The following is a 5,013-nucleotide window of genomic DNA, read 5'->3' as shown; positions in this document are numbered from 1 at the left end:
CAGAGGAGCTGATTCCCGGGGAGGATGGACTTGATGAGGAGCAGACTTCCGGGGAGGATGGACTTGATGAGGAGCATAATCCAGAGACAGGAGACCAGAACGGGGAGGAGGATTCTTCAGCGGAAAACCAGAACGGAGAAAAGGAACCTTCAAAAGGTGACTTGACCGTGGAAGAATATCCGGATGAAGAAGCGGCGGACAGTCCTGCCAGGAACGACGGCGCAGCCGATATTTATGCGCCTGTGGAGGATGAAACCGACAATTCCATCACAAGTGACCGGCAGATGACAAACAACCTGTTGGCAGACAGTCAGGCTCATGAGCACAATGATGTCCATTTTGAGCCCTGGAATTCCGTCGACAGCCTGCCGTCAGAGGGAGGAAGCTACTACCTGACCGAGGATGTGACCTTGACCGAAAAATGGACCTTGAGCAGCGGTACCTTGAATCTGTGCCTGAACGGGCATACAATCTGCGGAAAAGGTCACTCTCGCGATCAAGTCATTTCCATCGAAGGCGAAGGTACTGTCCTGAACCTGTACGATGATGGAGGCGGTACCATCACCCAGGAAAACTGCTCCCAGGCAAGCCTTGTTGTTTTAAGTAAACCTGCTGTTTTCAATATGTATGGCGGCACTATCAGGGGAGCGGTTGCTTCCGGTGTTCGTGTGATGGGCGGTAGTTTTACTATGTATGGCGGAACTATAACCGACAACTTAAACTGGGGCGTGACTGTCGATGAGTATAGCGATAAAGACATCACTATCTCCGGGTCTGTGAAGATAACGGATAACAAGAGAGGCACAGGATGGGGCCGATTCGCAACAGGCAACCTATTCCTGAAGAATTCAGTAAGAAAGATCCAGATCAACGGCAGCCTCGGTGACAGCTTGATCGGCATCACTACAAACGCCGGTAAGGGTATTCTCACCAACGGCCTGCCCGGCAATGGTGATGCTGACAACTTCAAGTACGATGATGATGATTATGAAATCTGGCTGAATGCGGAAGGCGAGGCAATCGTGGACAATCCGCATATTACCACCTGGTCCGAGCTTCAGAAAGCCATGACAAACGGAATCGATGTTATTCTTGAGGAGAACATCAACGGCGAGTACGAAAAAACTCTGGAAGTGCACAACTCTGTGGTCGTGGACCTGAACGGGCATACAATCGACCGCGGCATGCCTGATCGTGGAGGTAACGTGATTAAGATTGACTGGAATGGCAGTCTGACTATCAAGGACTCCAGTCCCGACAAATCCGGTATAATTACCGGCGGCTTAACTTACGGCTCGGGCGGTGGTGTGTATGTCGGACAAGGGTGTACCTTCATTATGGACGGCGGCTCCATCTACGGGAACTCGACCATGGACAATTGTCAGGGCGGCGGTGTGTATGTCGGACAAGGCGCTACCTTCATAATGAACGACGGCTCCATTATCAATAACTCTACTTACGTAGCAGAAGAATCAGAACAAAAGGGCCCGGGCGGCGGTGTGTATGTCGGACAAGATGCTGCCTTCATAATGAACGGCGGCTTCATTACCGAAAACTGGAGTCAGGGCAGCAACACTTGTCAGGGCGGCGGTGTGTATGTCGGACAAGGTGCTACCTTCACAATGAATGGCGGTACCATCAACGAAAATATATCCACGGGCAATGGCAGCGGTGTCTATGTAGCGGATAACAGCACTTTCTCCTTCAACAACAACGCGCAGGTCATCGACAACTTGCGGCAGTTCGATGACAATGGATATTTTGCCGAAAAAAACGAAAACATCTATTTGGCTGCAAATGCGATGATCCATATTACAGAGCTGCTGGATGGCGCCAGGGCCGGTGTGACCATGATGGAAGAAAAGGGAGTTTTTACACAAGGCCTGAAGGGGAATGGAAATGCGTCAGCTTTCACCAGCGACACCAGCGAGTACAGGGTGGTACTGAATGATGATGGCGAGGCTCTTCTTACGGAGAAACCAGCCCCCTGTGTCATCAAGGGCGTATCCGGATCTTTTAATGACAAGATTAAATTGAATTATTATTTTGATATTCCGGAATCTGTGGTGGACGAGGGAAGCGCTTATGTGACCATCACGAATGACGTGAATGACGAAACACCTGATGCCGTTACTCTGCCTGTCGAAGAAGCTGATTATGTCGAAGGCAAAGGCTTCAGGTTCAGCATCCCGTTGGCAGTGAAGGAAGCCACCGACACCATCACAGCGAGACTGTTTGATCAGTGGGGCAATGAGCTCAGCATTCAGAACAATGGCGGAGATACTGACTACACGAAAAACGGCGTTCAATATTCGCTGGCGGAATATCTCACATGGCTTGAGACCGGAGATGTGAACGAAGAAGACAAGGCGGTCGGCGAGGCGGCCAAAGACTACCACACAGCGGCACAGATTTATTTTGACTACAACGCAGACGGCCTGTCGGTCAGCAGCGCTGTGAATACAGTGACAGCGGAAACCATGCACGAATATGCCTCTGTCCGTGATGGTGATCTTCCGGAAGGAGTGAGTATCCGCGGCATCTCAGCGATGCTGGAATCGAATAACACGCTTCGACTGTATTTGGGGTTTAACGATGTCGACCCGTACGCTTTTACTTACCATATTGATGATGAAGAGGTTGAGCTGAAGAAGCGCAAGGACGGTGCATATTACCTGGCGCTGGATTACGGCGTGTATTCAAACCATCTGCAGGATGAACACATTTATTCAGTGTCAGACGCAGACGGCACCAACACATATTCGATAAAGGCGTCTGTACTCACATACGCGCGCTCCTGCGTTATCACGAAGAATACAAAAATAAGCAATCTCGGCAAAACTCTCTACCTCTACAACAAGGCTGCAGTCGATGCATTTGGAGATGAAGAATAAAACAGAGCAGATGAGGAGGAATGTGAAAGCGCGAAAAGCCTGATCGTAAGCGTATAATTATGCGTGTATAGATCAGTAATGGCAGTTTATAAGTGCTGCCCTGTAGGTACTTACCTTCACTGCGCCCACAGCTGCAATTTATCATTTTGAAAAATCATAAAAGACCCGTTGGCTGGCTACCGTTTCCGGTTCTGCCTGCCAACGGGTCTTTTGTTCACTCATCTGCACGGCTTATGAAATGAATTTCTCAGAATTTCTCAGCCGGCTTTACGTTTTAGGTTTACTCTGCGTTCTGCTGTTTCTTTTTCCGGCGAAGGAGCAGGATCGCCATCAGGGCCGCCAGAGCAGTGGCTGCAGGGATTGCGGCGTTGGTGTCGTCTCCTGTCTCGGCTCCTTTGCTGGTGTACTCCTTGGTGGTGGTCGACGACTTGGTGCTGGTCGAGCTGGTGCCGGTACGAGGGCTCTTGCTCGTGCTGGAGCTGCTTGTACTGGAGCTGCTTGTACTGGACGAACTGCTGTCCTTGTCCTTGTCATCAGCCTTGCCATCATCATCAGGCTTAACAACCGGTTTGTCGTCTTCCTCTTCAGGTTTGCTGCCTTCCTCTTCCTCATCGCCATCCTTCGGTTTGGTAATGAGAATGACTCCTTCCGTATTGGTCACGACATTGGATCTGGCCTTATCGATTGCACCATTCTCATCCAGAGTGACAGTAAAGTCAGGTGCCGGCTCATATCCGTCAGGCGTGCTCTCCTCATGAATGATATAAGTGTGTCCTGGCTCAAGTCCTTCCACGGTATGAGGAGTGTCGGTAGATGTCCATGTATCGATCACTTTTCCGGTATCTTTATCGATCAGCTTGAGGACCGCGCCCTTGACAGGTTTTCCGGTCTTCGGATCTATTCTGAGAACTCTGATCTTATAGGTTTTTTCCTTAGTAGTGTTCTTATAAGTGTTCTCATAAGCGACACTGCAGGCTTTGCCGGCTTTGATCTCGACACTGGCATTCTTACCAGCCTTCTGTTCCGATGTATTTCCGTTCACTGTTGTCGTGTATTTCGCGGTGACAGTCTTGCCGTCAATATCCTTAGTTGTCTCGGTCACGGTGTATTTACCGGTTTCACCCGTCGTGATCTTCAGGATATATTTGTTTGTACCCTCATTGTGACTAAAGTCTTTCAGGGTCAGGACTGCATTCTTCTCTTCGGCGACGAGCTTGCCGTCTTTGCTGAGATACTTGCCGTTCCCGGCTTTGATGATGAAGGTCAGGGAGCCTTCAGCCTCCTCCTCGGTGACATCGCCCTTGATGGTCTTGGTCAGCTCGAAGCTGCCGTTCTTCGGGGCGGTTTCAGGTTCGGTAAGCAGAAGTGTTCCGTCTTCGTCTTCAAAGAGATCGGATTTCTCTACGTCGAGGCTGCCGTCCTCCTTCAGGACAAGCTTGCAGTCAGGCGTCTTAGGATAGCCTTCAGGGGCTGTCTTCTCGTGGATCGTGTAGGTCCTTCCGGGCTTCAGGCCTTCCAGGGTCTCCGGTGTCTTATCGGAAGATGTCCATTCTTTCAGGACCGTTCCGTCCTCGTCGATCAGCTGCAGGACAGCGCCCGGCAGAGGTTTCCGGTTCTCCGGGTCAACCCTGAAGATCTTCTTGTTAAAGGTCTTCTCAGGTTCTGGCTTTTCAGGTTCTGTGACAAGGAGGGTTCCGTCAGAGGCTTCGGTCACATCAGATTTCTCTTCATCAAGACTTCCGCCTTCTTTCAGGACCAGTTTTCTGTCAGGTAACTGCGGGTATCCCTTAGGAGGTGTCTTCTCATGAATCGTATAAGTCCTTCCGGGCTTAAGTCCCTTCAGGATCTCCGGTGTCTCACTTGAAGATGTCCATTCATGCAGTATCGTAGTGCCGTCCTCGTCGATCAGCTGGAGTACAGCTCCATCCAGAGCTTCTCCAGTCTCCGGATCAACTCTGAGAATCTGCTTCTCGTAGGTCTCCTCAGGTTCTGTCAGCAGCAGGGTTCCGTCATCAGCTTCGGTAACATCGGATTTCTCCTCGTCAAGACTTCCGTCCTTCTTCAGGACAACCTTGCTGTCCGGTGCCTTCGGATATCCCTCAGGTGCTGTTTCTTCATG

Annotated in this window: 2 protein-coding genes; one reads left to right on the top strand and one right to left on the bottom strand. The window is 50.5% G+C overall.

The genetic code is table 11. From position 1 onward, the window contains the following. A partial coding sequence (locus BLT02_RS10040) for a hypothetical protein (RefSeq protein ID WP_175453773.1) occupies nucleotides 1-2,894 on the top strand: 2,894 nt, incomplete at its 5' end. 280 nt (nucleotides 2,895-3,174) lie between these two features. Here BLT02_RS10040 and BLT02_RS10035 read toward each other — a convergent pair. Then, the coding region (locus BLT02_RS10035; RefSeq protein WP_139187539.1) for an MSCRAMM family protein at nucleotides 3,175-5,013 on the bottom strand (1,839 nt) is incomplete at its 5' end.

Source organism: Sarcina sp. DSM 11001 (genome assembly GCF_900101015.1).
Taxonomy (GTDB): Bacteria; Bacillota; Clostridia; order Lachnospirales; family Lachnospiraceae; genus CAG-791.
Note: the sequence above shows the minus strand (reverse complement) of the source record. Positions and strands in the feature narration are given on the sequence as shown.